Raw genomic sequence first — 24,311 nt, forward strand, 5'->3', positions numbered from 1 at the left:
ATCAAGGGGTCCAGAGCGGATCGATAAGCCGAATTCTGTACCCGAGGCGGGTCACCCCGCAACGGGCGACGATCATCTATCTAGGATCCACCTCGCGGTGGACCTCAAGCGACCTACCCGGAGGTCAAACGAGACGGGCCGCCTCATCCCTCCTATTTGGTCTTGCTCCGGATGGGGCTTGCCATGCCTCTGACGTTGCCGTCAGAGCGGTGGGCTCTTACCCCACCTTTTCACCCTTGTCCCGGCAATGCCGAGACGGTCTGTTTTCTGTGGCGCTATCCGTTTCCGCTCCGTCGCCAGAGCGGAACCCTCGTGTTACGAGGCATCCTGCCCTGTGGAGTTCGGACTTTCCTCATCCCGCACCAAGGCGGGACGCGATCGTCTGATCCGCCCTGGACCCGCACCTTATCGCTGCACTCGCCATCTCATGACATATCCAAGGGGCTTACTCGTTCCCCTGCCACACCAAAATCCGTCCGCAGCTTTCGCAGAGAATCAGCTCTTTCATCTGTCGGACCTCGAGGCTCCTTTGCGGCGGGATGGTGGTGAAGCAACCGCCGCAGGCGCTATTCTGCACCGGAACCACTGCCACACCGCCCTTGGCCGCCCGAATCCGATCGTAGCGGGCCAGCACCCGTTGGTTGAGCTGGGCCACCAGCTGGGCACGCTGCGCGCTCAGGCGCGTCACCTCCTCCTCGGTCTCCTTCATGCGCGAGGCCAACTCCGCCTGGCGTTCCGCAAGCAAGGCGTCCAGCTGCCCCAGCCGCTGCTCCAGCTCAGCAATGTCCCGTGCCACCTTCTCGATTTGGTCATCCAGCTCCAAGATGGACATCTCCACATCATCAATCTGCTTCTCCGTCGCCTCGATCTCGGCGGTGATGGCGTCGTACTCGCGATTGGTCGTCACGCGCGAATAGAGCTGAGTCTGGTACTTCTTGAGCTGGTCTTTGAGCGTTGCCAACCTCCCCTCGGCCTGGCGCTTCTCCCTCTGCCACTGCTCCGTCTGGGTCCTGTAGGCACTCAGCGTTGCGGTCAATTGGCCGCGTTCATCCTCCAGCTTCCGGACCACCTGCGGCAAGTCTCCTTTGCGCGCCTCCAGTTGTTGGAGGCGGGAGTCAATTTCCTGCAAGTTGACCAAAAGCTGAAGTTGCTGGCGCACCGTTACTCCCTCCTTCATCTGTGCCGTCGGCGCCTCCCTCACCCTCTACCCACGGCCAGCCACAAAAAAAGTGCACCTTTTCGGGGTGCACTTCACTGGCAGGTGGGGTCTAATGCCAAAAGAATCAAGGCTAAGGCGCTTCCCATTCCGTTTCTTATCTGGTTCAACGTCTCTCTCTAAAAGAACGCCAATCTCAACTTGCTCACAGCCTCACGGCCACGCTTTTCTACCATGCGTTGCAAATTTACAAAAAATCCCTTGTGTCGTCAAGCGAAATTCCGGGAACAAGCTGGAGCGGTGAGGCTAAAGGTACCTGTGCACGCGGCGGCAGCCTGACAGGTAATCGCAGGACTCCAGGTACCTTGCTCGACGGGTGCAAAGATTCTGAAAATATACCTTGACGGTTACAAAGCGATGTGGTACATTGTGCCTGCGGCAGGAAGGAGACGCCCAAGTGGCGAAAAAGCGTGCGCGCCGGAGTAAACTCAGAAGGGCATTGTCCCTACCACCGCTCCAGCAAGCTCACTGGCAGTGTAACCCAACTTCGAGCGTTTCATGCTATGAGGCCCAGAGTTACCCGTGCGTGAATGAACAAGCGAAGCCAGAAGACAAACTGCACCTGGAGAAACGCCCCCGGTTGCTAAAACAACACCCCTACCGGAGCGAAACACGCGCGAATTCATCTATTGTCTATCTTCGTGTTTAGGAAGCACCCTGAGGAGCCGTATCTGAGAGAACTTCGTGTACCTTTCCGCGAAGGGTATGTGGATGCTTCGAACAGTCCAGTACCATGCCCCTGTCCACCCCGAAAAGGGAGAACAAAAAGGAGCATAGGGCGAACCTAAAGGAGGTAAGAAAAATGTCTACTCGACGGAGCGTTTGTTCGCTACTGTTCACTTGCCTATTGGCATCAGCGACATCGGCCCAGATGGTGCTTACAGCCAACGATTTCCAGAAGCTCCTCGGGAAAACCGCAATAGTAACCGTCTACGCCTCCCTGGATGTCAGCGCTCTGGGAGCCGTCATAGCACTTCAAGGAGAGAACCAGAGCTGGAACATCACTGGTCGAAACTACTTCAAAGTGGATTCAGTAGCTGAGACGCTCCTCAGTTACCCCGGAGGTGCACCGCGCGCCAACGATCCGGCGTTTGCTGGATGCAACCTGGTCATGCGTTCAAAGTCTTTATGGACCACCACTGACATGACCGAGTGGCGGTTTCTTACCTTGGCGGAGACCGCCCTTCTCGCTCACGGCACGGTAATAGACAGCGCCGGCTTTGACCGCCCATATCTCGAAAACTCCCCACCACTTTGTGCCTACAAGTTCCCACTGTCCTACGGCGCAAGCTGGACAACGACTTCAACAAGCATATATTATAACGGCATGGTGATCACGGATACCCAAGAGATCACAGTTGACGGTTATGGCACGATAACTACTCCAGAGGGGACCTTTCCTTGTTTGCGACTCAGGAAGAAAGCTTTCAGCGAAATAAGCATGGGCCCAATCCGCTTTGTGACAACCTCCTACCTGTACTATTTCATTGGCAATGACCCCACAACAGGCATAGTTGAGTACGGCGGTATTAGTGCGGATAGCACAAATGCGCCAACCGCGGTCTCCTATGGGCGAACCCGGGCCGTCGCTTCTGTTCAACAGCCCATAACTGCAACGCCCACGCAGTTTGAGCTCGCCCAAAACTACCCGAACCCATTTAATCCATCAACGACGATTGAGTTTTGTCTTCCCCGCCCAAATTACGTAACCCTGCAGGTTTTCGCTCCCTCAGGGGAAGAAGTGGCGACGCTGAAGGCCGAATACCTGCCGAGCGGAAGATACAGCATTTTGTGGAATCCGCGCGACCTTGCCAGCGGTGTCTATTTCTATCGACTTCAGGCTGGCGATTTCGTGCAGACGAAGAAGCTCGTCCTCTTGAAGTGACCGGGACGTGACTTCGCCGCATTGGTTTGATGGAGGCAGAGGAAAACCCGGAAAGGCTCTCTCTGTTTAGGCGTTGTGGCGCTTGCCTGTTGGAGCGTACCCCGCGGCGTGGTCATGAGCTGCCATGGTGTTGTCTGCGGGAGATTGGCCAGCTCTTGAGTCCGGTGCACGAGTACACGTCGACCGCCCCGACCCCGGAGCTGGGCAATGTAGCTCTCCGACCCCTGCGTTGTTGATTAGACACAGGATGGAAGAAGGGGCCTCCTCGCCGAGACCTTCCCGTCGTCCTTTAGGCGAGTTTGTGCCGGAGGGGGGCATCCTTTGGCCGCCCCGGCGGCCGGGGTCGAGAGTCGTAGGCAGGACCTAGTCTGTCGACCAGTCACCAAGCGCTGCGTTAGGATACCTGCGCCGCGCGTTCGTTGCCAGCTTCAGCGAAACTTCCAGCCTCTGGGAGGGTTCGAGCGGGGGGCTCTACCGCCTCGCCCCTTCAGTCAGGGTGAGCATTGCGCACCCTTACTTCTGAAACACGACCGCGCGTTCCCCTCTTTCCGCAGTCTGGGAGTCAAGCGCCCCCCTTTACTCGCCCAAGAAATCCCAGTCCCCGGGTGCAAAAGTGAGGTACTCACGTACCTGTCTGGCCTTGTCATCGCGCATCACGTAGAATTTGCCTCTGGCCTCGGCGTAGACCTTGCCATCAGGGCCGATGATCTCACCCTCTGCCACCGAGTAGCGCTCGTGATGGCTTACAGGCCTGCCCCGCACTGTGATGCGCAGACCCACCGGCAATGGGCGGAGAAAGCGCACGGTAAGCTCACCGGTAACAAAGTACTTCTTGCGCACCACAGCTACCGACCACCCAATCGTCTCGTCTAGCAAGGCACAGATAATGCCCCCGTGCACCACGCCTTTGTAACCGGCGTACATTTCCGAGGGCACGCACTCCACGTGCACCCCCTGCTCATCGGTGGTGAACTTTAGTCCCAGTGTGGCAGCATTGACGTGCGGACTGCCGCACACGATGCACCCGTCATAGGTTGGTAACCTCCTGCCCGGTTCGATTTCCGCGGAAGGGGGCAGAGGGTCCTCTTTCTGCATAATCCCGCTCCTCCGTACCAGATTCATCCGCTACTATGCAAGTCCGCACAGAACCATGGGCGCGAACAGGTCCTCCTGCGGTCACGCCAGCAATATTCTCCGCCTCAGGGAGGGAGCACTAGATGCATCCCCCTGCGCGGTTGTCACCGGGTCTCACTCGGAAGACTCCCTGTCGTTGCAGTGCCGTTGAGCACGGCAAGGAGTTCCTCCGGCGATGAGGCCACAAACTCAGGCCTTAAGGCCTCCAAGACGGCGCGGGGTCCATACCCCCACAGGACCGCGCAGGCAGTAACGCCAGCTGCTCTGGCAGCGTAAATGTCATTGTCCGTGTCACCCACCACCAAGGTTGTCTCCGGGCTACTGCCCGTCCGCTGCATGGCGGTGAGGATCATCTCCGGATGTGGCTTGAGGTGTTCGACCTCCTCGGGGCAAATCACGGCGTGGAAATATTTGCGAAGGTCCAACCCCTCGAGGATGCGCCTGGTGTATGGGCCAGGTTTGTTCGTTGCTATCGCCAGCCGGTATCCGGCCAGCGCCCGCAGTAGCTCAGCCACTCCCGGAAAAGGCCGGGTGTGAACTAGACAGTGCTCCGCGTAGAGCTCGCGAAAGCGGGTGATGAACTCGCCGAAGCGATGCATGTTGTGCTCGCCGAGAGTAACGCGCGCGAAATTGTCCGGCCCTGGTCCGATCGAGGCACGCGCTTGCGCCAGAGTAATCTCAGGCAGCCCCATGGCGCGGAGAGCCTGATTGGAGCAATAATGCACATCCGGGGCTGTATCAAGCAGCGTTCCGTCCAGGTCAAAGACGATGGTGGTGAACAATCTCTTGGAGGTCATTTCTGCAGCGAAAGAAACTTGCGCACCGAGCGGTCCCAAGTGCGTTCCACCTCATCCGGGAAAAAGCAGGCGGGCAACTCGTTCAAGCGGCGGTGATAGGCCAGACACTCGCAACAATACCCTTTGCGGGAGCATGGGTCGTACGAGCAGTTGCAGCGAGTCATGTTCTTGTCAAAATTCTTGCACTCCATACTGCTCCTCATCCATCGTTCCTGTTCCGAAAGCCATATAGCTACCGGCGCTCTCGTTCTTCGGCCAACCGGCGCCGGGCATCTTCGAACATCGGTTCGGCAAAGTCTGAATGCCACGTGCGTTCCGCAAAGGTGCGTTCTTGCACGCTGCGCAAGAAACCGGCAAATTCGCGAAAGTAGCTGCCATAGATGTGGAAGCTGTCGGCAATATCCACGTAGCGACCCACTCTCACCGGCCTGCCCAGTCTCTCGGCCAGGCGTTCGGCGATCCGGCGCTGAAGGTCGGTCAGAGCGAACATGTTCATATAGGCGGCTTTGTACGCGTCGCGGGAGCGCCAGTGGGTGTTCATGTTCAGCACCAGGACCCCTTCTTCATCAGGGAGCATGCGGCACCATACTCGCTGCAGACACGGAGGGTCGTAGGTCGGCGGGTCTGTCTTCGGGTTCCAGGTGATGGCCTGCGCCCGCCGCGAGTAGCTGGCCTGTGTCAGCTTCTCGATGATGTAGTTAATCTGGTCTATGACCTCACCTTCCATCTCATAGGCGAACAGACGCTTGTGGTAGGTGTAGGTCCACTTCCCCTCCTCGGGACAGATCCAGTGGTCATGCACGCCCTCTACCACCTCCTGGCGGTACACTTCCAGGTCCTCCAAGCCGCCGGGAAACGCACGGTGGATGCGCGGCTCGGCAAACGGGTCGTCGACCACCATCACCATGGTGCAGTCCTTGCTGGGCGGATCGTCCGGCTTGTCATACTCGGTGCGAACGGATACACCCTCGTGCCAGCACTTGAGCACTGCGTTCTCCCATGTCTCCGGGAGATTCTTCCCCTGGACAAGAAAAGTCGGGACATTGCCACGCATGTCAGTCTCTCGTTTTCGTTCCATGCGCCCCCCTCTTCGGGAGCCACACACCAAGGGTGACGGCCAGACTGTGGTACCTCTTGCCTTCCAGGGCCACACCACCGGCGGACTGCAAGCCAGCAAAAGGGAAGGTGTAGCGAAGCTCAATGTGATAGTGTCCCTGCTTGCACCCCACACCTACGTGCCCCACAAAACTCGAGTTGTCGGCCGCAGGCGAATAGAGGTCACAGCCATCCCACCACCCATAGTCACTGCGGACGGTGGGGTCGCCCGTGACAGGGTCGTAGGAGTTAGGAATCTCCGTCGACCGCAGCACCTCGGAGTTGTCGTTGACCGCCACCGCCAGCGCCACGCCCCCGGTCACCTGCCATTGCCGGCGCCCTGATCGTTTGATCTGGTACCGGGCCAGAAGTGGGAACTCTACAAAGCCCATCGAACAGACTTGGGAGCGCCACCATCGCGACGTGGCGGGAAAGTGGCTGCCCACAACTTTATCTCGGAGTATTCCGCCACGCGTCACATAAGCCACCTCGAGCGAGAGAGAGACGTTCTCAAACAGGGCCCACTCTTTTTCCACGGCAAGCACCACCCCAGGCTTCAACCCATGGTCCTGGTCGACAAAGGTCGATAGGTTCCATCCCGACTTGATGCTAAATCCGCTCTGCCCTGTCGTCACCCCCGGGAGGCACAAAGCAAGCGCAACAATCAGGCCGGACCACCTCATGGTCGTCCCTCCTTGCTGACGAAGGAGGTCAAATCCCATCGCGTCATCAGACGCAGACCCTGTATTCGTCTATCCACCCGGTAGATGGAGCTCACAAGATCGGCAACCTCGTCGTCTATCTGGAAGTAGTCAATGCTGAGCAGGCACACTCGGCCGCTGATGCCGATGCCGATGTGATAGCCCAACCTCTTCTTGTGGATCTCCAGGGGCCGGTACTCGTACAGCCACACGTATTCCCACCTCTCGCCCGGTTCCCAAGGGTGCAAATAAGAGCCTTTCTCCGTCCTGGACAGGTCCCTCTGGAAAAGCAGAAGCGACGGTCCGGAAAAAAACAGGCCTTTCCAGTTTCTTGCAAAGGGGACTTCGAAAGCCAGTACTATTGGCATCTCGATAAACGCCCACCGCAGCGTAAAGTCGTAGGCGTAAATCCCCTCGGCGCCATACATAGCCTTGTCGCGCAGCACGCCGCCCAAGGTGGTGTAGTTGACCTCCCATAGCAGTGCGGCATGGGGAGCGAGTCGTTTCTCGCCCCACACGCCGAAAGCCCCGTTCCACAGCACTGCCGTGTCGTGCCGGCGAAACGCAGAACCTGCCACCCCCATGCTGACGCCGCGCACACCAAGAGGGGTACCCGCAAGGCAGGAGGGAGAGCCCGCCAGGGCAAGTGCGAGCACAGCGGCCCGCACCATAGGCCAGCCTCGGCGCATGCGCATCATTTCCTCACTCGATTAAGGAATTCCTCAACTTCGGGAATGCCGCCCTGGAAGATGAGATAGCCGTTGATGGGTTCCCGCTCGGTGATCTCGTGGTTGATGGGCGTGAGCATCATCTCCTTCACTTTTTCCCGCTCGGTGGTGTGCGCCAGCACCCATCCCAGCTTGCAGTAGGCTGTTTCAGGCAGCATATTGCCTAGGGGAATGATGCCCAAATCCAGCAGGTCCCGGCCGGTGTCGTAGACGTACATCTGCACGTATCCCCACAGGGTCTGCACGGTCATGACCACAGTCACCCCGCGGTCGATGGCCCGCTTCAGCGCCGGGTTGATCTTGCGGTTCACATGTCCAAGCCCTGTACCGGCGATGACGATCCCCTTGTAGCCGTGGTCGGTGAGGGCGTCGATAATCTCGGGCATCATGTTGGGGTAGTAGTAGACGATGCTCACCTTTTCCTCAAACACCGCGTCGATGGTAACCTCGCGATCCTGGCGGCGCCGCTGGTAGTCATTGGTCAGGTACTGAAAGCGGTCCGGCCACACCATGGCCAGGGGGATGTCGCCGATCGTGCGAAACGTGTTGCGGTAGCTGGAGTGCATCTTGCGGACGCGTGTGCCGCGATGGAGCAGGTCGTAGTCGTCGCTGGTTGGCCCAAACATGCACACCATCACCTCGGCGATGTCGCCATAGGCCGCCGTGCGTACCGCATTGATGAGGTTGAGGGCCGCATCGCTTGACGGGCGGTCGCTCGAACGCTGCGACCCCACCATGACGATTGGCACCGGTGGCCTCTGCACCATGAAGGTGAGGGCCGCCGCGGTGTAATGCATCACGTCCGTTCCATGGCCAATGACGATGCCGTCCACCCCGTTGCGAATCTCCTCGCCGATGACGTTGGCGATAGTAATCCAGTGTTGGGGCTCGATGTTTTCGCTGAACACACCGAAGAGTTTGGTAGTCTTCAGGTTGCAGATATCCGCAAGCTCAGGGACCGCTCCATATAGTTCCCCTGGGGTGAAGGCCGGAATGACCGCGCCGGTGCGGTAGTCCAAGCGGCTGGCAATGGTGCCGCCGGTGCCCAGAAGGGTCACGTCCGGCTTGCGGTCATCATGCGGAAACTCCCGCTCGGGAATGCGATAGTGCGCCTCCTTGTACCCCACCTCCTCGATACTGAGCACATTGTCCACATGGATGCCCAGATTGTAGCCGCTGTGCAGCTTGAGGACAATATGTTCATCGTCGGCGTTCTCGCTGCGCGGGAGGATGATGCCCTTAAAGTCCCCCTTGCGCGAGTGGAGCACCACATCGCTCCACACCCGCACCTTCATCTGTTGCAACGTGGCGCGCGCTTTACCGCGGTATCCCTTCCAGGAATCTACCTGCTCCACGCCGTTCCTTTCCCTGCCGTACGACAAGCTCAGATGTCTCCGCCCACAGGGCGCAATACGATCTCCTCCGGCATCACATCCGGTGGAGCAAGGCACGCGGCCACTACGGCCTCGGCCACGCTCTCCGGCCGCATCATCAAGGCGCGGCGAGCGCTGTCAGCCTCCCACCCCGGCGTGTCCGTCGCACCGGGGAAGATGGCCGTCACCCGAATGCCCTTCTTCCGCACTTCCATCCGCAGCACCTCGGTGAAACCGGCAAGGCCGTATTTCGCGGCGCAATAGGCGGCGCAGCGCGCATAGGGCCTGCGCCCCGCCACAGAGATGATGTTGACGATGTGGCCACTGCTCCGGCGGAGCATATCCTCGAGCACTGCCTTGGTGCACAAGAATGCGCCGGTCAGATTGACAGCGAGCTGTTCCTGCCACTCCTCCACCGAAACGTCTTGTACTTCAGTAAAGCGCCACACACCCGCATTATTGACCAGGATGTCAATGGGCCCCCACCGCTCGCGGACCTGGCTCACAAGCTGCTTCAGCTCGTCTTCCTTGGTCACATCGGCTGCAATGGGGAGGGCCTCTCCGCCGCTCGCCTGGATTTGCGCGGCCACTGCCTGAATCTGGGCTGGGCTCCGCGCGGAAACCACCACCCGCAGCCCTTTTCGAGCCAGGGCCTCGGCTATGGCTCTCCCGATACCCCGACCGGCACCTGTGACCCAGGCGATGGGTTTGCCGATGGTTAAGGCCGATTCTGCCACCGCTCATCCTCCATGGCACCTAATCAGCTCCATGAACTCCATGCGCGTGGCGCGCTCGCTTTGGAACACGCCCCGCATAGCGCTGGTGGTCATCACCGAATTCTGCTTCTCCACCCCCCGCATCATCATGCACAGGTGCCGGGCCTCGATGACCACCGCGACGCCATAGGGTTGCAAATGGCGCCACAGCGCATCGGCTATCTGGGTGGTGAGCCGTTCCTGAAGCTGCAACCGTCGCGCATACACGTCCACCACGCGCGGAATCTTGCTCACCCCCACGATCTTCCCCTTCGGCAGGTACCCCACATGGCAGCGACCGAAGAACGGGAGCAGATGATGCTCACACAGGCTGAACAATTCGATATCTTTGACGATCACCATCTCATCGTACTGCTCATCAAACACCGCCTTCTGAAGAATCTCCTCGGGGTCCTGCTGGTAGCCCTGGGTGAGAAAGGCCAAGGCCCTTTCCACCCGCTCAGGCGTCTTCTTCAGTCCTTGCCGGGAGGGATCTTCCCCAACCGCGCGCAGCAACTGTTCCACAAGCTCGCGTATCCGTTCAGCCATCCACTTCTCCTCCCCTGTAGAACGCGCAGTTATGTTCAGACTCGTGGACCCGCACCTCGTAGAGGTGCCCGCGGGGGATCTTGTCACGCAGCACCTCCCAGAAGCGGCGAGCAAGATTCTCCGCCGTGGGGATGACACCCTGGAGAAAGTCCACCTGGTAGTTGAGGAACTTGTGATCCACCTTCTGAATCAGCTCCCGGTCCACGATCGCACCCAACTCGCCAAGGTCGATGACCATGCCATCGCGCGGGTCCGGCTCGCCACATACCGTAACCTCAACGGTGTAGTTGTGACCGTGCCCCAACGGATTATTGCACAGACCGTAGAGGCGCACGTTCTCCTCGTCGCTGAGCTCAGGGTTGTGCAGCCGATGTGCGGCGCTGAACGTTGCCTTGCGGGTAATGCACAGCATGGCCTACACCTCGCCTTTCTCTTCGTATTGTTCCGCTGTCTTGGCATGGCGGATACGCTTGCAGGTGCGATCGTCAGGCTCAAGGTGATAGCGGTACGTAGGCCACTCCACCTTCTGCACGCGGAACTGACGCTGGGCCCGCGCTAGGAAATCAGACTCGGACGAATAGGGCAGGAGCCGAAATCCGCCCAGCTTCTCGAACACCGCGCGCCTGCCGAAAAGCGTGGCACCGATGCAGCAGTCGCGCAAATGAATAAGTCGCGTCGGATCGCGCGCATCCACCACATAGTGGTCCTGCTCGTCGCCAACCAACTCTACCCCGCCATGCACGAGATCTATCTCGGGGTGCTCTCCGAAGTAAACCACTCGCACCGCCACATGTTCGGGCGTGTACTCATCGTCAGCGTCGATGAACGTGATGAACGGTGCGCTTGAATGAGCGATGCCGGCATTTCGCGCCCGAGCAAGGCCGCCGTGCGGGAGCCAAAGATATTCAACGCGGCTGTCCTGCGCTTGCAGCTCTTTTATCAGGCTTGCGGTGGTATCGGTGCTCCCGTCGTCCACCACCAATAGGCGCCAATGCGAATAGGACTGCGCCTGTACCGAGGAAATCGCACGCATAATGAGATGGGCGCGATTGAACGTGCACAGTATGATGTCAACCAGTTCAGGCATGAATGCTCCCTGCCACGAGAGGTCTCCCCGATGGTGCAATATAGAAAAAATCCATCAGTCGGACAAGGACAGAGTTTAGGCGGTGCGAGCCAAAGTTAGAGCGTGACCTCTTGTTCCACCACCCCCGCCTTCACGCCCTCGAACCGGATGCGCACCTTGCCACTTCCTCTCACGACCCACTCGATCTGCACCTCGTCGTTGCCGTCGATGCCGGTGGTCAACCGCACCTTCTCCGGATGGCGTTCCACTGCCTCTATCGGGCCCAGGTAGCGATCGCGGACAAAGCCAGCAGAGATGACCCGGAGGTCTTTACCGGTTATGGTCACCCAGTCGGGCCTCTGCAATTTGTGGCGTGCCGCCTGCTGCGAGATCGTGGGGATGGCCCGCTTGTTGGCCAGGGTCGCGCGCACCCTGTAGAGGCCCTCCCCCAGAGCCCATTTCTCCACCTCGCGAATCTCCACAAGCGGCATCTGCTCTGCGTGGTAGAGGGTGAAGGCGCAGTTGCGGTGACAGAGCTCTTCGAGCATGAATGTCGGGTTTACACGGCTGCTCCACTTGCGCCACCCTCCGATTTCGATTTCACCGTAGGTGGGATGTTGGTACGGATGCCATGGTACGAACATCTGTCCTAGTTCAATCAAGTCATTGAACTCAAGGCGCCGTTTCTGCCCCTCTAAGCTGCCCCGGCGTGGGCCGGCCTCGACTTCCGCCTCCTGGTCCTGGGGAGAGTATTGCCGCGTGCTGAAGAGTTCGTTCGTGAAGGAGAAGATCCCCAGTCCTTCGTACGTCCAGTTCACAAAGCCACCGTGGACGGTGTACAGGTCTTTCCAGATGGTCAAGTAGCGATAGTAGGGAAGGATGCTCTCTCCCTTCCTTCCGATGAGGTCGTAGGCACGGAGATCGCCAGCGGGGAACTCGCCGCGTTCTTCTGCCCCAGGCCCGCGCAGAATCATGCCGCCCGAGTTGTGATAAGCCTGGACGCCGGCAATATTGGGATGGGAAAGTACAAAGTCCGCTACCGCCCGGCTTTCTGGTAGCGAGAGCGGATAGTCGCCAGCTCCACTCTGGATGTAGTTGGGCTGCCAATCCGTGGGCCAGTTGCGATTGGGGTCATAGCCACCCGGGCCATCTTCGTTGATGCGCCCATCACCATCATTGTCGATCCCTTCCAGGCCGAGCATGATGTAGTCACCCGATTCTCCGGGCTCCACGCGCTCCATGAGGCGCGGGTCCTGGGAGCTCACCCGGTAGTCGCCGTACGGCACCTTCTTGCGCATTTGCAAGATCTCGCCGTCACCGTCGAGGTCGTCGTAACCATCCTCGTCATAGAGGCCGTCGTTGTCGTTGTCGGTGGGCTTCAGACCGCTGCGCGAGGAGCTGGACGTGTTGGGCTGGTCGAACCACCACGCCCGCCCATCTGGGTTGACCGTGGGCAGTATGTAGAAGACACGCCGGTCGACCAATTCGGTAACCTTAGCGATCTCCCCGTAGTTCTCCATCAAGAACCAAATGGTATAAAGGCAGACCTCGCCCCCTTGGAGTTCATTGCCGTGGATGTTGCCATCGATGTACATGGCCGCCTTTGACATTTCCGGGCCAGTGTCGGGGTTGTTGATGATCATCACCCAAATGTCGCGGCCTTGGTAGCTCTTGCCCACCGAGCGCAGTGTGAGGAACTTGGGATAGGCCTTTTGCAGCGTGCGCAGCGCCTCGGTCAGCTCCTCATAGTTGTAGTAACGATCGAAGGCCAGATTGACCCTATGGGGCTTTGCCTGCGCCTGCGCGGATTCCGCAGCCACACCCCAGCAAACAAGAGTGCCCACGATGAGCCAAACAACTCTATTGACGCAGTTCATGGTCGTGTCCTCCCGGGCGCATGGCCTTCTGGGTTAACGCAAGGTTATTTCCTGTTCCGTCTGACCGGCCTTTTCCGACACCACCTGGACTCTTGCCTTGCTGCCAGGGGCTGCCTTGACCAGCCACTCGTAGCGCTGGCGCTTTCCAGAACCTTCAAGCGATGGGAGGCGGTGCAAGGAACTGCCAGTCAGGAGCTCGCCCTTGTCCAGAAGCAGTCTGATCAAGGTTGGTCTCACACCTTGGCACCTCACCCCCTGGGTGAGCGCGGTGGGGAAGAAGCCCTTGTTCTCCACTTCCACCTTGATGGCAAACACGCCCCCGCCGTGTCCTTTCACTTCCGTTTTGGCGATGGTGATTTCTGGGCACAGACCCGCAAGGTAGGCGGCGAACCGGGCATGCTTTTGCCCAAACTCGGCGATCCGGGCAGCCGGAGGATTGACCTTGAGCAGAGGTTCAAATCCGCCTATCTCGACCTCGCCCAGAGTGGGGTGCCTGAAACTGGTCCAGGGCACAAACCCCTTACCCTGCTGTTCTTTGTCCAGCCACTTGAGCCATAGGACGTCATCGCTCTCCTCGGTGCTCCGGTCGCGACCGCGCGGAGGCCCCTGCCCTGGGCGCCTTTCTTCGGGTCCCCGGCCTGGGCGGCGTGTGGTGTCGCTACCTGCCTCTCGGGGGCCGGTTGTCCGTTCCTCGCGTAGCTCCGGCAAGGTCCACACCTTCGCCGCGAAGGAGGGCACGCCGTATTGAAAATAGCCCCATTCGTAGAAGGCCCCACGCGGCTTGGGCTTGTCCTTTGCCCGATCCTCCTCAATCCCTACGAACTCCTTGTAGCGCCTGCTCACTTCCTGAAAGAACGGCACATCCTGACTGAGCACGGCAGTGGGGGCTTTTCGCTCGAACATGCGACGCATTTGTTCCCGGTTCACCCCAGATGGGAACTCAAAGCCCCGCCGGCCGGCGGCAAACTGTGATATCTCTGGTTCTTGCTCGCGCTCGCCTCCGGCCCGCTCCTGGGGCGGCGTCAACAGATTGTCGTAGGGCCCATAGGTCAAGATGACGGCGATGTTGCGGTGCGCGAGGACGAATTCCACGAGCGCGCGACTCTCCGCTTCGCTCACGGCGTGCATACCGGCACCTGGCGCGTGCTCGGCGTAGGCATGGGGAAAGTTCATGTTCAAGTTCACGCCGCCTGGGCCATCTTCGTTGTACTCCTCGTCGGCATCGTTGTCCAGACCTTCAGGGTAACACTTGTACATACCCCTTTCCCCCTTGGCCCGCTCAGCTAACTTGAGCAGGCGCGGGGCCTTGGGGTCTGGAAGATAGTCACCGTCCGGAGCTCTAACCCGCATCAAGGTGATCATACCATCGCCGTTGAGGTCCTCGGGGCCATCCTCATCGGCCACGTCGTCAAAGTCGTCGTCCCAGGGCGTGGCGTTGGTCGTCCGCGCCCAAACCGGCCCAGCGAAGAGCGCCTGCATGCCGTCTGGGTTCAGGCACGGCAGCAGATAAAACGTGCGGCTATCCAACAGGGCCCGGAGCGTGTCATTGGCTCGATAGTTCCCGGCCAAATAGTGCACCGTATAGAGGGTCATCTCCGTACCTATGAAGTGACTGCCCTCCAGGTTGGCCACGATAAGCACTGCCGGCCGGCGATCTGGGTCAGTGCCTTTGGGTCCAGCAATGCGTGCGGCCCACAATTCGCGGCCCTGGCGGCTCCGCCCAATGCTTTCCAGGCGCAGAAGGTCCTTGTGCTCCGCCGCAAGCTTCTTGAGGGCGGCCGTGAGTTCATCGTAGGAATGGTAGCGGTCGAAGGCAATTTCACTGCCGCTCACAATTCCTGTCAATCCCACCCACCCAAAGATCACGCCCCAAACTCCCAACCTTCGAGCGTACATGGTAGCCGCGTCTCCTCTGTTGCATGAGTAGTCAGGACTCGTCAACTTTACCTTAGCACGGTGAGCACACCGCCCTTGCGCTTGAACGGCATGCGCAAGTAGGCCAAGCCTGGGGTTTCAGAAACCCCCAGATTCCGGAGCAGCGCCCCTGGCAGCTCCCTCTGAGGGACTATGACGAAGGGAACCACTTCATAGGTGCCTCTGGGCAATGCGCCCATGGCCAGATAGAAGCGGCTGCTCCAGGTCCGGCCGAGCGCGGTGACGGTATCGGCCACAAGGGGCCGCGACAGGGCTGCTTCGCTTTCCCGGGGAAGCGTCTGCAGGGTAGCACCGGGGTCCAAGGCCCGCACCATGAGCAGAGCTGCCGGCCCACCACTGGAGCTCGGAATCACCACCGGAAGGCTATCCACATCAGCACATAGGGTCACGGTGACGTCGATGTAGGCACCCGCAAAAGTCCCAGAGCTCACATCGCCACTTGCCCGCGGCGGGAAGGTGTCTGGCGCCACCTGGGTGGTCACTTCCAACAATCTGCTCAGCAAGACTGGAGTTCGGAGGTCCCCTCCGGGCCCCACATCGCCATGGCCCGGCACAAGCTCCCCTTGGCGCAGCACCAGCTCCGCAGTCTTCACCCCATAATTGCCAACATAGAAAAAAAGCCGGAAGCTACCGGTGATCCCTGCGCCGGCATGTGCCGCCACTGTCCCAAGCGGAAGCCGGAATTCTCCTCGCGCGTCTGTCAACGTAGCGACGTCAAATTTCTCCAGCCAGACGTACACACCTTCGGGCGAAGCACCTCTGTCCAAGCTCACTGTGCCTCGCACTTCGCCGCCCTCCAGCCGAATGTTGTCCTCGCTGAAAGGGTTATGCGTGCACCGCAGCATGCACAGGCCGACACAGGCCCATAAAACCCCTCGCCATGGGTGCACCCTCGCGAGCCTGCCCACGGTCCGTGACAGGTCCGAAAGGACGCGTTGGCGCTGGGCGCGCGCCCTTCCTGTCATCTCAGTACTCCACAGCTCCAGTCAGGTAATACCGTCGGTCGCGGAGCGCTAGGCCGTAGAGGACCGTGCGCTCATTCCGCATGTTGCGCACACTGAGTGAGGCCGCCAAGCGCACGCGCCACACCTGCCAGGTCTTCTGAACATGCAGGTCCATGTCGCTGCGTCCCTCGAGCAATACTTGCGCCAGTCCGCCGGTTCCGTCGCGCACCCACCCCTCTGAGGCCCCCTCCGCAAACCACACCACCCGCAGCGCATACCCCGCATGTTGTAGCTCCATTGCCACGTGGCCCATGGCCTCGGCATGAAACGGAAAGGCCGCATGCTCATTAACAAAGAATCTGCTTGCACAACCTTCGACGGTGAGCTTCTTACGCAATAAGAAAGCGGCCGCCCTCCCTTCAAAGCCCGCTATGCGGGCGCTGGGGACCGTGTCGTACAAGCTTAAAGGGATGCCAACAGAAACGTATTCTCGAAGCTTGTGCGCATAGTCGCTCTGGAAGAATCCGGCCTCCACCTCCCACCCATGCACCACCAAGCCTGGACCCAGCTCTCGTGCTACCTTCCCTGCGAGCTCCACGCTGCGGTTGTACTCGGGGAGTAACCGTTGGTTACTCCCCTCCAGGCGCCTGGCACTTATGAGCTGGGCAAGCGAAGGGAATCGCATGTTACTGCCGACGTTCATGAACACGTCGTAAAGGAACTGGCCGTGCGCTCCTGTGAAACGCATCCCACACCGCAAAGTGGTGCGGGCATCGGTACCGAGGGCCAATGCTTCGCCCACCTTCGCTTTGCGCCATCGGTCCGTAACACGATCGTGGCGCAGAGCAAAGTCCAACTCCACCGCCCCGAGGCGCGCAGAACCGCTGGGCAGGCGAAAGCGAGTTAGTCCCACTGCGGCGTGGTGTGTTCGCACCATGGCAGCCTCTTCCATGCTCGCCGGCTCACGCCTGTCCACAAAATCCAACCAGTCCTGGGTGCGCTGGTAGGCGACAAGACCTTCGCCACTCGGGAGTCGGACCGCCTTTTGTAGCTCAAGGTAGAGGGTTCGATCGTTCACCCCTCTGACGAGCCAGGAAGCAACCTCACGCAGCTCCTGGTGCTGACGCATCCTGTGGTGGGCAAGGGTCAGGTCAAGGCCTTGAAGGGCCCCGAGCGCTCCGCCATAATGTCCGGCCAGCAATTCATTGCTCTGGGCAAAAGCCTCTTCGAGGCGCAGATTGTCGTATTCAGTCTGCCCGTGCAGGTACAAGGCAGAGAGCTCGTTGCGCTCCACCGTGTTAGGTGATGCGCCGAAGGCGTACTTTCCGTGGAGGGTGAAACTACGCGCACGATTCTCGAGCCGTTCATGCGGAGCAAAGCGACCCTCCACGTACCTTGTGGCACCTGACTGGCGGTACATACCCGCCACTTGCCCCTTATCGCCCTGACCATAGGCGGACAATCCCCACGTACCGGCGTCATAGGTTCCCACCCGTTGGAAGAAGCGCACGGTGTGGGCCTCTTCGAGTCGTGGCACAAGGTTGATGACGCCGGAGAAGGCACCTCCCCCGTGCAACACGGCGTTGCTGCCCCGGATGAGCTCCACTTGCTCCACGTCAGCCAGGTCGACCAGCGAGAGATCGAAGATGTTGTCGAATGCGCTGTTCAATCTGATGCCGTGAAAGAGCACCGCCACATCGTCAGCGTTGCCGCCGCGAATGGAGATGGTCTTTCGTCCGCTCAGCACTTCGTTAACCTGCACGCTGGGCGCAACCTGCAGCAGGTCACCCGCGTCCACAAAGCCGCGCAGGTCGAAGTGCTGGCGCTGGATGTGGCTGGCGCTCAATGGCAAATCGGAGCTGGCCGCCAGTCGTTCCCTTGGCGCCTCAACCAGCACCGCGGGCAGGGGAATAACCCGTGGCTGCAAGAAGACCTGCGGCCTCCGCAGCAAAGCACCCGCCGCCAACGCCTGCTCTTCGTAGTTGATGTGGCGGAATAGCACTACAGCGGCCGAATCCGGCACAGTGAGCACAAATCTGCCCGCAGCATCGGCACTCACTCCAACCGGCCTATCCGCGAGCATCACGCTGACGTAGGGAACTGCGCGCCGCGAGTTTGCATCGAGGACCTGACCCCGGACCACAATCTGGCAGGACCCCGCGCCAGGAGAGATCCCGTGAGCCAGAGCAAGAGCCAGAAGGCTTGCCACGTGCCTGTGTGGGATTCCGATCAATGCTATTGTTCGCCTCTGCCTTGTACCCTCCAGCGAGGTCTGCGAAGACCAAGGGCTGAAACCGTTTCGGGAGCTCCGCCACGCGCCGGGTCAGTCCCTGCGCAGCCAGACCGACATGGTGCCATCCTCGCGGTTGGCCCAGGCGTAGTAGGGCACACCCGTGAGGGCGTGCTGCTCCACACCATCTGGAGTCTTCCTCAGCCCCTGAGCCAGCACCACCACAACGCCGCCAAGCAACTCCGGGCGGTAGTAACTCTCGAGCGTTGCGCTATCTGGCAGCACCAGCGAAAAGACGTCCGCGTTGTTGTCCACCTCTTCGAAGCAGTACACCACTGGCCCGCGCTCAAGGGCTACCAGGCCAGCATCATGCAATACCCGTGGGTGCGCCACCACCCGCCGCACGGGCATGGCTATCTTGAACTCCACCGAGTCGCCCTGGGCCCAGGTGCGGTCTATCACGGCAAAGCCTCCTTGCATCTGGAACGGCCAGGGATGCCCATTCACGTTGATGCGCAGTGCCGAAGGTGTCTCATCGAGGTAAGAGTATAGGTCGCTGGGCACAGGCTTACCGCGCGCCCAGCCCGGTACCCGCACGTGGAGAGCAAAGCCCATGGCATGAGGCACATGCACCTTTAAGGCCACGTCACCGTCCCATGGATAGGCAGTGATCTGCTCAATGGCCACCGTATCCTGGCCGACCTCAAAGCGCGCCACACTAGGCAAGAAGAGATTCACATATACCGAGCGTCCGCGCGTGGCATAGACAAAACCGGGAATAGACGGCAGGAAGCGGGTCACGTTGCTGGGGCAACAGGCGCAAGCGAACCAGGCGCTGCGGCGATAGCCTCCTTCAGAGGCGAGCGGGTTCGGATAAAAAAAGCGGTCACCGGCAAGCGAAATGCCCGCCAAAAAACCGTTGTAGAGCACGCGCTCCACCACATCAAGGTACCTGGCGTCGCCATGGAGCAGGAACATCCGGTAATTCCACAGGGCATTGGCGATGGCGGCGCAGGTCTCGTTGTAGGCTTCTTTGTTAGGAAGCTCGTAATCGTCGCCGAAACTTTCGCCCCCGTGGCGTGCGCCTACGCCACCGGTAATCGCCAGCTTCTTGGCCACGACGTTTTGCCAAACAAGGTCTAACGGTTCCAGGTAAGCGTTATCGCCGGTGAGCGCGGCTACATCAGCCATCCCCGCGTACATGTACTGGGCCCGCACGGCGTGTCCGACCGCCTCATGCTGCTCAAGCACAGGGAGGTGGTCCTGATAATACTTCCCGTAGAGCGTGTGTCCCTCTGGCTTTCCCCGCTGTTCGAGAAAAAACTTGGCCAGCTCCAAGTACCTGGGCTCGCCAGTCACCCGATAGAGTTTTGCAAGGCCAATTTCCACCTCCTGATGTCCCGGCACTTCGTGCCGGCCGTGAGGGCCGAAGGTTTTGACCAGCAGCTCGGCATTCTTGATCGCCACGTCCAGAAGCGTGCGCTTGCCTGTGGCCTGAAAATGCGCCACAGCCGCCTCGTAGAGGTGCCCCACGTTGTAGAGCTCGTGGCTGTCCTTGAGGTTGACCCATCGCGCCGGACCCGCCGCCTCAGGCGGATTATCCGGGTCGATAGTGCGCGCGGTGTAAAGGTAACCGTCCGGCTCCTGGGCAGCGGCAATTTTGGCGATAAGCTCATCCAGGTATTGTTCCAGCTTCTCATCCGGCTGCACGGCGAGGGAGTAGGAAGCACCCTCAATGACCTTGTACACGTCGGAGTCATCGAAGTGGATGCCGCGAAACGGCCCGGGCATCTTCCCCGCCGCCTTGACAAAATTGTCGATGCGACCGGTCTGCTCGCAGTGCCGAAAGGCCAGCGGGATCGTCACTGTGCGGTTGATATCCAAGCGCGATCCCCAGAAGCCGCCCCTGACCTGCACTCTTGTGAATGGCACCGGTTTGATGGGATAGTCTGCTCGCATGTGGGGTACCCTGTTTCCGCTCAGTCCCGCTGTCAGGAGGACAAGTGCCAACCTCCAGCTCATGGTCCCTCCTCGCCTGTGGCTCTAATCAACAAATTCTACGAAAAGGGTCGGAGAAAAGCAAGCAGAATGTCGCAGAGCGCCTTCCCTCCCTTGTGCACCCTCCTTGCCGGCCATAGGGCCGGTGTCTAACCAAGTGAGCGGCGGCGACGTCGAACTGCCCGGGAGGCCCTTCGCGAGGGTGGGCCAAACGCGACCGCTCATAAGACCGCACGAGTTCCGGGCCGACGTCCCGCCCGCCGTGGCCCTTTGGCCTTGATTTTCTCCCCGGAAATATGTACTTTGTCAAGCAGGCGGAAGGCAGCACGCCCTTCCCCTCAGCGCCAGTCCTCGTTCAGCTGGAGGTCAAATCATGTTGGTTCCGTCGACGCGCTCATATGATGGGCGTGATCTCGGCCGCTCGCTCACCTCGTGGCTCTACCAGCCCGCAGCGGGGCGCAAGGTGGCGACCGTGGTCGCCGGGGTCGTGGTCGCGCTGGCCCTTATGTTCATCGCTTACGGCGGCCACTTCGTCCCTTGGCTCAAGAAGCTGAGCGGCACCATGCAGACTCTTGTGGTACTACTACTCCCCCCGCTTTTTGCGTACCTAGCCCGCGCACGACGCAACCGAGTGTACACCCTGTTTGAGCAAGGCGTGCTGGTGCAGCTTTCTGAGGGTAAGGCCCGCGACAAAGGGAACTACGCGCTCTGGCCCCAGTTCGCCGGATGCGCCTACGACGAACACGGGGTACGTCTGCTCCCTCGCCAGCCTTTGCGGCGCCCATTGTATCTGCCCGCGCGCGCCAACCGCATGGAAGTCTACTCCATTTGCAGAGAGCGCATCGACGCCTTTCGCTTTGCAGGACACAAGCAGAGTGCTGGTGGTCATGCAAAGAAAACTGGCCCCTGAAACTGCCGGTCACAAGCGCAATGGGCCTCCCTGACTATCATACGGTTGCCAGCATCGCTATTGGGCTGGTGGTCATCAATCTAGTTGCGAATCTCTGGGCGTTGTCCCGCGCGGTGCCTTCCTGCACCCAGGACAGTCTTCCCTTCCTTTCCGTGCTGATTCCAGCCAGGAATGAGGCGCGGAACATTGCACGGTGTCTGGAATCCGTTCTCGCCCAGGATTATCCCACATTCGAGGTTTTGGTGTTGGACGATGGTTCCACCGATGGTACTGAGGCCATTGTTCAGGCAATCGCGGCCCGAGATCAGCGGGTCAGACTTATCCGTGGGCAAACTCTTCCGCAAGGGTGGACCGGGAAGAACTTTGCCTGCCACCAGCTAGCAGCCCAGGCACGTGGGGAGTGGTTGCTGTTCATCGATGCCGACACTGAGCATCGGCCCGGGGGGTTGAGGTGGAGCGTCCAGACCGCACTGGAAAGCGGCGCTGACCTGTTGACAATGATCCCCCGCACGGTCATGCATACATTTGGCGAGGAGCTCCTCCTGCCTATCATCCCCTTTGGGCTGGTGGCGCTCCTTCCATTGGCGCTGGGGGAGCGCCTCCGGCTGACCTCTTTGGCAATAGGCGTAGGCCCCTTTATGCTTTTCCGGCGGCAGGCTTATGAACGCCTGGGCGGACACCGCGCCGTGCGCAACGAGGTGGCTGAAGACGTCATGTTGGCTCGCCGCGTGCGCCAAGAAGGCGGACGCATAGTGTTCACCAACGGCTCCGACCTCGTGGACGTCCACTTTTATCAGGGATTCCGTGAATCGTGGCACGGTTTGGCCAAAAGCGCCTTCCCCGCACTCCGCTATCGCCTCTGGCTTAGCCTCGCTATGGTGGGGTGCTTCGCACTGCTGTTCCTAAGACCTGTTGTGGTCCTCTTGCAGTTGTGGTGGCAGGGGGAAAGAGAATCCTCTGCGGTGCTTCCCCACCTCTTCCACGCACTCATAAACGGGGCCCTCTGGTACGCCATCGCCACTCACTTCCGCCTTCCCCGAAGAGTCGCCATCCTCTACCCTGTAACTGTTTTCCTGGCCACGCTGATGATGGCCGATTCGGTGTGGCGCTCCCTGAGAGGGGGCATCGGCTGGAAAGGGAGGGTGTACGAAGTGCAGGGTGGCACCGTGAGGCATTGACGGGCACGCTAAAGGTGGAGGGCCAGAGCGTTCCCCAACCCTTAGGAAAGGGAAGAGCAATGAAAGTGCTGATTGTCTACGGAAGCAAGTACGGAGCAACTGCCGCAATCGCCCAAAGGATAGCCGGCGTGCTGGCGGAGGAAGGCCTGCAGGTGGCAGTGCTCCGGGCCGATGGAGTTAAAGACCTCCGCCCCTACGGCGCAGCAATCGTGGGCAGCGCCGTCTACGCGGGACAATGGCGCAAAGAGGTGGTTTCCTTCGTCCGCGCCCACGCTGAAGAGCTCTCGCACATACCCGTGTGGTGCTTCTCCAGCGGCCCTTTGGGCAGTGGTGACCCAGTGGAACTCTTGCACGGCTGGCGCATACCGAAGGCTCTTGAGTCGACCCTGCAAAGAGTGAGGCCCCGTGGCATAGCCGTGTTCCACGGGGCCCTGGATGTAACCAAACTCAACTGGTTTGAACGAGCCATCGTCCGCCTTCTGAAAAGCCCGCGCGGGGACTTTCGCGACTGGGAGGCCATTGCCGCCTGGGCCCGGGATATTGCGCTCGCCCTCAAAGGGTAACGACCACTGCGCCCAGAGGCCTAAAGGAGCACTGGCCTCACCAGTAATCCGCGCCGGCAGCCAGCGCCGCCACCAAGCTACCAGTTGGCAATCAGGATCTCCTCCAATTCCCCGCGATGCTTGGCGGGGTGCAAGTGGCACTCCATGATGCGCTCGTGTGGCAGCCGTGCCACGCGCTCTTTGAGCTTGTCCAACGCCTTGATGTTGAGCTCCACGGCCTTGTGCACCGGCATATTCTCCGGGTTAATGTCGATGCCAAAGTACCCATTGTAGCCGATGGCCCACAAGGCATACAGGAGCGCCTCGGCCTCGTGCGGGTTCACCACGCCGATGTTGTTGTCCTGGTCGTAATTGCCGTCGGGCTGGCTGTTCCAGTGGGTGTGGGCAAGCCGCCCTTCCATTGCCACCAGGGAAAACGCCGCCGGCAGGATCTCAAAGCTCATCTTGACATGCCCCACCTCCGGATTGAGCCCCACAAGTGCGTGGCCCTGCTCCAAGAGTCGCCGGTTCTCCGGATGGCGGAGCTTCTTTTCAATGCGCTGTGCGGCCAAGATGCCCTCGGCAGTAGTGCGATAAATGTTGTTAGGCGCCGGCTCGTAGCCTTTCGGCTCAATGGCCACGCGCACCCCAGGCACCTCATCCATAGCCTCCGCAAGCGTGCTTTCGAACAAGTCCCACATGCGCATGAAGGGCATCCCGTGGAGGTAGCGGTAGCCGTCCATGCCCGGCCAGGAGATGGCCAAGTCAGCGCCCAACTCCTTGACCAGCTTCAAACCGCCGACGGCAATCTCCTTGGCCCGCCTGCGTACCTCAGGGTCAGGATTGGACATGCTGCCGAACTCAAACATCTTGTCATAAAAGTGGGAGAACGGCACCCCTACCAGGCGAATCCCTGTGTCTTTGGCCAGCTTTTGGTAAAGGTGCGCGTTTTCCTCGTTCACCTCTGCCGGATAATGCGCCTCGATACCCTTGACCCCTAACTTGGCCATCTCAGCCGCCATCTCGATCCGCTCCGGAATCGATGCTTCCGGCACAAAGCGCTCGTGGAAGCGACCACCTCCGGGCGCGAAATACCAGATGCCGACTGACGGCTTAATCTCGAGGTCTTTTCGCAAATTGGCCAACATGACCTCAGGATCTACAGCTTTCTTCTGAAACCGAATGTCAGGCAAACGGTAACTCATTTCAGCGCTCCTTCCTGTTGCAAATACGCGTCAATCGTCAGACACGGCCCTCGCCCGCCGCGCACGCCCATGCGGATACTCGAGGCGGGAGTCTGTCGGCAGCCCGACGAGGCGTGTGAGGCGAGGCCATCGTCAGATAGAGTACGGCCCTTGTCCCCCCGGGGCTGATACGAAGGCACTCGGTGCAGCCGTG

22 protein-coding genes and 1 other RNA gene are annotated in these 24,311 nt (G+C 60.1%); 4 read left to right on the top strand and 19 right to left on the bottom strand.

Translation table 11 applies throughout. The annotated features are described in order from the left end of the window. Positions 1-8: 8 nt before the first annotated feature. An RNA gene (gene rnpB / locus ONB25_00445) (RNase P RNA component class A) lies at positions 9-394 on the bottom strand. A 51-nt stretch (positions 395-445) separates the two neighbouring features. Then, a complete protein-coding gene (locus tag ONB25_00450; protein ID MDZ7391358.1) occupies positions 446-1,177 on the bottom strand; it encodes a C4-type zinc ribbon domain-containing protein in 732 nt (243 codons plus the stop codon). A gap of 910 nt (positions 1,178-2,087) precedes the next feature. Here ONB25_00450 and ONB25_00455 point away from each other — a divergent pair. Further along, positions 2,088-3,101 carry a T9SS type A sorting domain-containing protein gene (locus ONB25_00455; GenBank protein MDZ7391359.1) on the top strand — a complete coding sequence of 338 codons (1,014 nt, stop codon included), beginning with the start codon at positions 2,088-2,090 and terminating at the stop codon, positions 3,099-3,101. A gap of 576 nt (positions 3,102-3,677) precedes the next feature. On the opposite strand, the gene ONB25_00460 is transcribed toward ONB25_00455, so the two are convergent. The 16 genes from ONB25_00460 to ONB25_00535 all read right to left on the bottom strand — a co-directional run bounded on the left by ONB25_00460 (position 3,678) and on the right by ONB25_00535 (position 20,307). Then, positions 3,678-4,196: a PaaI family thioesterase gene (locus ONB25_00460; protein MDZ7391360.1), complete on the bottom strand. Its 519-nt coding sequence runs from the start codon at positions 4,194-4,196 to the stop codon at positions 3,678-3,680. Between the two features lie 143 nt (positions 4,197-4,339). Beyond that, on the bottom strand, positions 4,340-5,032 hold the full coding sequence (locus ONB25_00465) for an HAD-IA family hydrolase (GenBank protein MDZ7391361.1): 693 nt from the start codon (positions 5,030-5,032) through the stop codon (positions 4,340-4,342). After that, positions 5,029-5,223 (bottom strand): DUF6485 family protein, encoded by a 195-nt coding sequence (locus ONB25_00470; GenBank protein MDZ7391362.1) that lies wholly within the window; start codon positions 5,221-5,223, stop codon positions 5,029-5,031. The genes ONB25_00465 and ONB25_00470 overlap by 4 nt, the downstream gene beginning before the upstream one ends. Positions 5,224-5,264: 41 nt before the next feature. Then, positions 5,265-6,110: a thymidylate synthase gene (locus ONB25_00475; protein MDZ7391363.1), complete on the bottom strand. Its 846-nt coding sequence runs from the start codon at positions 6,108-6,110 to the stop codon at positions 5,265-5,267. Next, a complete protein-coding gene (locus tag ONB25_00480; protein ID MDZ7391364.1) occupies positions 6,088-6,810 on the bottom strand; it encodes a PorT family protein in 723 nt (240 codons plus the stop codon). The genes ONB25_00475 and ONB25_00480 overlap by 23 nt, the downstream gene beginning before the upstream one ends. Continuing rightward, positions 6,807-7,517: a PorT family protein gene (locus ONB25_00485; protein MDZ7391365.1), complete on the bottom strand. Its 711-nt coding sequence runs from the start codon at positions 7,515-7,517 to the stop codon at positions 6,807-6,809. Before ONB25_00485 ends, ONB25_00480 begins: the two co-directional genes overlap by 4 nt. Positions 7,518-7,522: 5 nt before the next feature. Beyond that, on the bottom strand, positions 7,523-8,938 hold the full coding sequence (gene gatD / locus ONB25_00490; protein MDZ7391366.1) for a Glu-tRNA(Gln) amidotransferase subunit GatD: 1,416 nt from the start codon (positions 8,936-8,938) through the stop codon (positions 7,523-7,525). A 2-nt stretch (positions 8,939-8,940) separates the two neighbouring features. Further along, the gene (locus tag ONB25_00495; protein ID MDZ7391367.1) at positions 8,941-9,666 is read right to left on the bottom strand and encodes an SDR family oxidoreductase; all 726 of its coding nucleotides are present in this window, start codon (positions 9,664-9,666) and stop codon (positions 8,941-8,943) included. Between the two features lie 3 nt (positions 9,667-9,669). Next, complete coding sequence (gene folE, locus ONB25_00500; protein ID MDZ7391368.1) at positions 9,670-10,233, bottom strand: GTP cyclohydrolase I FolE; 564 nt, start codon at positions 10,231-10,233, stop codon at positions 9,670-9,672. Beyond that, on the bottom strand, positions 10,226-10,645 hold the full coding sequence (locus ONB25_00505) for a 6-carboxytetrahydropterin synthase (protein ID MDZ7391369.1): 420 nt from the start codon (positions 10,643-10,645) through the stop codon (positions 10,226-10,228). Before ONB25_00505 ends, folE begins: the two co-directional genes overlap by 8 nt. A gap of 3 nt (positions 10,646-10,648) precedes the next feature. After that, a complete protein-coding gene (locus ONB25_00510) occupies positions 10,649-11,320 on the bottom strand; it encodes a glycosyltransferase family 2 protein (protein ID MDZ7391370.1) in 672 nt (223 codons plus the stop codon). Between the two features lie 95 nt (positions 11,321-11,415). Beyond that, positions 11,416-13,176: a M14 family metallopeptidase gene (locus ONB25_00515; GenBank protein MDZ7391371.1), complete on the bottom strand. Its 1,761-nt coding sequence runs from the start codon at positions 13,174-13,176 to the stop codon at positions 11,416-11,418. A 33-nt stretch (positions 13,177-13,209) separates the two neighbouring features. Next, positions 13,210-15,072 (bottom strand): M14 family metallopeptidase, encoded by a 1,863-nt coding sequence (locus ONB25_00520; GenBank protein MDZ7391372.1) that lies wholly within the window; start codon positions 15,070-15,072, stop codon positions 13,210-13,212. Positions 15,073-15,119: 47 nt separating this feature from the next. Beyond that, a complete protein-coding gene (locus ONB25_00525; GenBank protein MDZ7391373.1) occupies positions 15,120-16,076 on the bottom strand; it encodes a hypothetical protein in 957 nt (318 codons plus the stop codon). A 1-nt stretch (position 16,077) separates the two neighbouring features. Beyond that, positions 16,078-18,114, bottom strand: a complete 2,037-nt coding sequence (locus ONB25_00530) for a TonB-dependent receptor plug domain-containing protein (protein MDZ7391374.1) — start codon at positions 18,112-18,114, stop codon at positions 16,078-16,080. 264 nt (positions 18,115-18,378) lie between these two features. Beyond that, positions 18,379-20,307 carry a glycoside hydrolase family 127 protein gene (locus ONB25_00535; protein MDZ7391375.1) on the bottom strand — a complete coding sequence of 643 codons (1,929 nt, stop codon included), beginning with the start codon at positions 20,305-20,307 and terminating at the stop codon, positions 18,379-18,381. A 349-nt stretch (positions 20,308-20,656) separates the two neighbouring features. Between ONB25_00535 and ONB25_00540 the strand changes: the two genes are divergently transcribed. The 3 genes from ONB25_00540 to ONB25_00550 are packed head-to-tail and all read left to right on the top strand — an operon-like array spanning position 20,657 to position 22,934. Then, positions 20,657-21,193 carry a hypothetical protein gene (locus ONB25_00540; GenBank protein ID MDZ7391376.1) on the top strand — a complete coding sequence of 179 codons (537 nt, stop codon included), beginning with the start codon at positions 20,657-20,659 and terminating at the stop codon, positions 21,191-21,193. 20 nt (positions 21,194-21,213) lie between these two features. Continuing rightward, positions 21,214-22,371: a glycosyltransferase gene (locus ONB25_00545; protein MDZ7391377.1), complete on the top strand. Its 1,158-nt coding sequence runs from the start codon at positions 21,214-21,216 to the stop codon at positions 22,369-22,371. Between the two features lie 59 nt (positions 22,372-22,430). Beyond that, positions 22,431-22,934 carry a flavodoxin domain-containing protein gene (locus ONB25_00550; protein MDZ7391378.1) on the top strand — a complete coding sequence of 168 codons (504 nt, stop codon included), beginning with the start codon at positions 22,431-22,433 and terminating at the stop codon, positions 22,932-22,934. 77 nt (positions 22,935-23,011) lie between these two features. On the opposite strand, the gene ONB25_00555 is transcribed toward ONB25_00550, so the two are convergent. Then, positions 23,012-24,118, bottom strand: coding sequence for a TIM barrel protein (locus tag ONB25_00555; GenBank protein ID MDZ7391379.1), 1,107 nt, complete (start codon positions 24,116-24,118; stop codon positions 23,012-23,014). Positions 24,119-24,311: the final 193 nt, after the last annotated feature.

This window comes from candidate division KSB1 bacterium, assembly GCA_034506335.1.
Lineage (GTDB): Bacteria > Zhuqueibacterota > Zhuqueibacteria > JANLFK01 > Oleimicrobiaceae > Oleimicrobium.

What these genes read in the sequence shown, in the direction of transcription:
- ONB25_00450 (MDZ7391358.1), bottom strand. Translation starts at nt 1,177, where the DNA reads ATGAAGGAGGGAGTAACGGTGCGCCAGCAACTTCAGCTTTTGGTCAAC.
- ONB25_00455 (MDZ7391359.1), top strand. Translation starts at nt 2,088, where the DNA reads ATGGTGCTTACAGCCAACGATTTCCAGAAGCTCCTCGGGAAAACCGCA.
- ONB25_00460 (MDZ7391360.1), bottom strand. Translation starts at nt 4,196, where the DNA reads ATGCAGAAAGAGGACCCTCTGCCCCCTTCCGCGGAAATCGAACCGGGC.
- ONB25_00465 (MDZ7391361.1), bottom strand. Translation starts at nt 5,032, where the DNA reads ATGACCTCCAAGAGATTGTTCACCACCATCGTCTTTGACCTGGACGGA.
- ONB25_00470 (MDZ7391362.1), bottom strand. Translation starts at nt 5,223, where the DNA reads ATGGAGTGCAAGAATTTTGACAAGAACATGACTCGCTGCAACTGCTCG.
- ONB25_00475 (MDZ7391363.1), bottom strand. Translation starts at nt 6,110, where the DNA reads ATGGAACGAAAACGAGAGACTGACATGCGTGGCAATGTCCCGACTTTT.
- ONB25_00480 (MDZ7391364.1), bottom strand. Translation starts at nt 6,810, where the DNA reads ATGAGGTGGTCCGGCCTGATTGTTGCGCTTGCTTTGTGCCTCCCGGGG.
- ONB25_00485 (MDZ7391365.1), bottom strand. Translation starts at nt 7,517, where the DNA reads ATGCGCCGAGGCTGGCCTATGGTGCGGGCCGCTGTGCTCGCACTTGCC.
- folE (MDZ7391368.1), bottom strand. Translation starts at nt 10,233, where the DNA reads ATGGCTGAACGGATACGCGAGCTTGTGGAACAGTTGCTGCGCGCGGTT.
- ONB25_00505 (MDZ7391369.1), bottom strand. Translation starts at nt 10,645, where the DNA reads ATGCTGTGCATTACCCGCAAGGCAACGTTCAGCGCCGCACATCGGCTG.
- ONB25_00510 (MDZ7391370.1), bottom strand. Translation starts at nt 11,320, where the DNA reads ATGCCTGAACTGGTTGACATCATACTGTGCACGTTCAATCGCGCCCAT.
- ONB25_00515 (MDZ7391371.1), bottom strand. Translation starts at nt 13,176, where the DNA reads ATGAACTGCGTCAATAGAGTTGTTTGGCTCATCGTGGGCACTCTTGTT.
- ONB25_00520 (MDZ7391372.1), bottom strand. Translation starts at nt 15,072, where the DNA reads ATGTACGCTCGAAGGTTGGGAGTTTGGGGCGTGATCTTTGGGTGGGTG.
- ONB25_00525 (MDZ7391373.1), bottom strand. Translation starts at nt 16,076, where the DNA reads ATGACAGGAAGGGCGCGCGCCCAGCGCCAACGCGTCCTTTCGGACCTG.
- ONB25_00535 (MDZ7391375.1), bottom strand. Translation starts at nt 20,307, where the DNA reads ATGAGCTGGAGGTTGGCACTTGTCCTCCTGACAGCGGGACTGAGCGGA.
- ONB25_00540 (MDZ7391376.1), top strand. Translation starts at nt 20,657, where the DNA reads ATGTTGGTTCCGTCGACGCGCTCATATGATGGGCGTGATCTCGGCCGC.
- ONB25_00545 (MDZ7391377.1), top strand. Translation starts at nt 21,214, where the DNA reads ATGGGCCTCCCTGACTATCATACGGTTGCCAGCATCGCTATTGGGCTG.
- ONB25_00550 (MDZ7391378.1), top strand. Translation starts at nt 22,431, where the DNA reads ATGAAAGTGCTGATTGTCTACGGAAGCAAGTACGGAGCAACTGCCGCA.
- ONB25_00555 (MDZ7391379.1), bottom strand. Translation starts at nt 24,118, where the DNA reads ATGAGTTACCGTTTGCCTGACATTCGGTTTCAGAAGAAAGCTGTAGAT.